The organism is Mesorhizobium alhagi CCNWXJ12-2 (assembly GCF_000236565.1).
GTDB lineage: Bacteria > Pseudomonadota > Alphaproteobacteria > Rhizobiales > Rhizobiaceae > Allomesorhizobium > Allomesorhizobium alhagi.
Genome location: NZ_AHAM01000259.1, coordinates 1 through 3219, shown reverse-complemented (window position 1 = coordinate 3219; position 3219 = coordinate 1). Strand labels below are relative to the sequence as shown.

The 3219-nt window shown below is 61.4% G+C and carries 3 protein-coding genes and 1 tRNA gene; 3 read left to right on the top strand and 1 reads right to left on the bottom strand.

The features are described 5' to 3' along the window. A partial coding sequence (gene ppdK, locus MAXJ12_RS27460) for a pyruvate, phosphate dikinase (protein ID WP_008839378.1) occupies nt 1-2227 on the bottom strand: 2227 nt, incomplete at its 3' end. A 187-nt stretch (nt 2228-2414) separates the two neighbouring features. On the opposite strand from ppdK, the gene MAXJ12_RS27455 reads away from it, so the two are divergent. The 3 genes from MAXJ12_RS27455 to MAXJ12_RS39245 all read left to right on the top strand — a co-directional run. After that, the gene (locus MAXJ12_RS27455) at nt 2415-2759 is read left to right on the top strand and encodes a VOC family protein (protein WP_008839377.1); all 345 of its coding nucleotides are present in this window, start codon (nt 2415-2417) and stop codon (nt 2757-2759) included. Nucleotides 2760-2919: 160 nt separating this feature from the next. Continuing rightward, a tRNA-Gln gene (locus MAXJ12_RS27450) sits at nt 2920-2994 on the top strand. 54 nt (nt 2995-3048) lie between these two features. Then, nucleotides 3049-3219, top strand: a 171-nt coding sequence (locus tag MAXJ12_RS39245) for an NYN domain-containing protein (RefSeq protein ID WP_008839376.1), incomplete at its 3' end; no start/stop codon positions are given.

Sequence of the window (3219 nt, the reverse complement as noted above, 5' to 3'; positions counted from 1 at the left end):
CCATGACGCTCTTCGCCACGGCATCGATGCGCGCCTTGACGAAATCCAGTTCCGTTTTAAGCCCGACCAACGGCACCATGATTTCGGGAACCACGGGATTGCCTGTCTTCCTGCCGGCTTCCACGGCGGCCTCGAAAATCGCGCGCGCCTGCATCTCCGCTATTTCGGGATAGGAAATCGCCAACCGGCAGCCGCGATGTCCGAGCATCGGGTTGAGTTCGTGCAGCGCTTCGGTGCGCTGACGCAGTTTTTCGCCCGAAACATTCATCACCGAGGCGACTTGCTCGATCTCCTCTTCCGTCTTGGGCAGGAATTCATGCAGCGGCGGATCGAGCAGGCGGATCGTCACCGGCAGACCAGCCATGATCTCGAACAGTTCGAGGAAGTCCGACCGCTGCATCGGCAACAGTTTTGCGAGCGCGGCGCGGCGGTCCTTTTCGGTGTCAGCCAGGATCATCTCGCGCATCGCGATGATACGGTCGCCCTCGAAGAACATGTGCTCGGTCCGGCAGAGACCTATTCCCTCCGCCCCGAACGACCGTGCCATGCGGGCATCGGCCGGAGTGTCGGCATTGGTGCGCACCTTCATGCGCCGCGTAGCGTCGGCCCACTCCATGATCGCTGCGAAGTCGCCGGAGAGTTCCGGCTGCAGCATGGCGACCGGCCCTTTCAGGACCTGGCCGCTGCCGCCGTCGATGGTGATGATGTCGCCCTTGCGGAAGGTCTCGCCCATCACCATCAGCGTGCCGGCCCTGTAGTCGACGCGCAGCGAGCCGGCGCCCGATACGCAGGGCTTGCCCATGCCACGGGCCACCACCGCCGCGTGGCTGGTCATGCCGCCGCGCGTCGTCAAAATGCCTTCGGCGGCGTGCATGCCGTGGATGTCCTCCGGGCTGGTCTCGATCCGCACGAGGATGACTTTCTTGCCGAGCGCCTTGGCCTCTTCCGCATCCTGCGAGGAGAACACGATCTCCCCTGTAGCGGCCCCTGGTGAAGCCGGCAGGCCGATGGCGATGACGTTTCGCTCCGCCTTTGGATCAATGGTCGGATGCAGAAGCTGGTCGAGCGAGGCTGGATCGATGCGTGCGACGGCCTCTTCCTTGCTGATCAGCCCTTCGGCTGCCATGTCGACCGCCATGCGCAGCGCAGCCTTGGCTGTGCGCTTGCCCGACCGCGTTTGCAGCATCCACAGCTTGCCGCGCTCGATGGTGAATTCGAGATCCTGCATGTCGCGGTAGTGCATTTCGAGCCGCTCGGAAATCTCCACGAAGGAGGCAAAGGCTTCCGGCATCACTTTCTGCAGCGACGGCTTGTCCGATCCGCTGTCGATGCGCGCCTTTTCGGTGATGCTCTGCGGCGTGCGGATGCCGGCCACCACGTCCTCGCCCTGCGCCTTCACCAGGAATTCGCCGTAAAGCATCTTCTCGCCGGTAGAGGGATTGCGGGTGAAGGCGACGCCGGTTGCCGAGGTGTCGCCCATATTGCCGAACACCATAGCCTGCACATTGACCGCGGTGCCCCAGCTTTCGGGAATGTCGTGCAGCCGGCGGTAGGTGATCGCGCGATGGTTCATCCAGCTCGAAAAAACCGCACCGATCGCTCCCCAGAGCTGTTCGCGCGGATCCTGCGGGAAAGGCTTACCGAGTTCCTCCTCGATCGTCGCCTTGTAGTGAGCGATCACGCCCTGCCACTCGATCGCCGAAAGCTCGGTGTCGAGTTCGTAGCCGAGCCGCGCCTTTTCTTCCTCGAGGATTTCCTCGAACACCTCGTGGTCGAGGTCGAGCACGACATTGGAATACATCTGGATGAAGCGGCGATAGCTGTCATAGGCAAAGCGCGCATCGCCTGAATCGGTCGCCAGCGCTTCCACAGTCTCGTCGTTCAGTCCAAGGTTCAGCACCGTATCCATCATGCCGGGCATCGACGCGCGGGCGCCCGAGCGGACCGAGACGAGAAGCAGCTTTTCGGGGTCGCCGAAACGACGGCCGGTCAAGGCGCCGATATGATCGAGCGCCGCAAGGACATCGGCTTCAAGCGAGGGCGGATAGGTCCGGCCGTTGGCATAAAACCAGTTGCACGCTTCCGTGGTGATGGTGAAGCCGGGGGGCACAGGCAGGCCCAGACTGCACATTTCGGCAAGGTTCGCGCCCTTGCCGCCGAGCAGGTTCCTGTCTCCGGCGCGCCCTTCGGCCGCCCCGTCTCCAAACGTATAGACCCACTTGGTCATGCACTCTCCTCGTCAGTCCGGTGACTATTTGAAGGCACTGGCGAGAGCGTTAAAATGCTGCGGTGCGAAAGGCAAGGCGCGAACGCGGCAAGCCGGTTTTACAATCGATTAAGCGATTGTAAGGGGTAGAGAGCTTGATTTCCGAGTTCGCGCAGCCTAGAACATATCACGAACGCGAGGAACAGCCATGAAACAGACCGGCAAGCTTGATTATCTCGAAATGTCCGCCACCGGCGGCACGCTCGACAGCGTCAAGGCGTTTTACAGCGCCGCCTTTTCCTGGTCCTTCACCGATTATGGGCCGACCTACGCCGCTTTCGACGAAGGTCTCGACGGTGGCTTCCAGGCCGAAAGCACAGAGGCCTCGGGCAAGCCGCTTCCGGTGCTCTATTCGGAAAACTTGGAACAAACGCTGGAGGCGGTCGAAAACGCCGGCGGCAAGATCGTCAAGCCGATTTTTTCGTTCCCGGGCGGCCGCAGGTTTCATTTCACCGACCCGGCCGGCAACGAACTTGCCGTATGGGGCGAATGAACCGCGACTATCGCGGCTGATTGGTCCTCGGCCGGCAGCAATGGCGGTGCTTGCTTTGCATAACTGCAACTGAATGCACAAAGGCAAATTTGCCGCGATTGTGCTTTTCAACTGGCTTGCATATAAGGCCGCACATGCTCGACTCGGGCCTCCCGGTCGTTGGGGCGTAGCCAAGTGGTAAGGCAGCGGTTTTTGGTACCGCCATTCGGAGGTTCGAACCCTCCCGCCCCAGCCATTCCTGCTTGTAACACAACCTGTTTCCTGTTCGGATTGCGCGAAGAGGAATCCGATGTCCAACAAAGCGTCCACCGCCCACCTCGCAGTCCTGATCGACGCCGACAACGCCTCTGCGAAGATCGCCGATGGTCTCTTCGAAGAGATCGCCAAATTCGGTGAAGCCAGCGTCCGGCGCATCTATGGCGATTTCTCCGTGGCGCGCTCGAAAGCCTGGGCCGACATT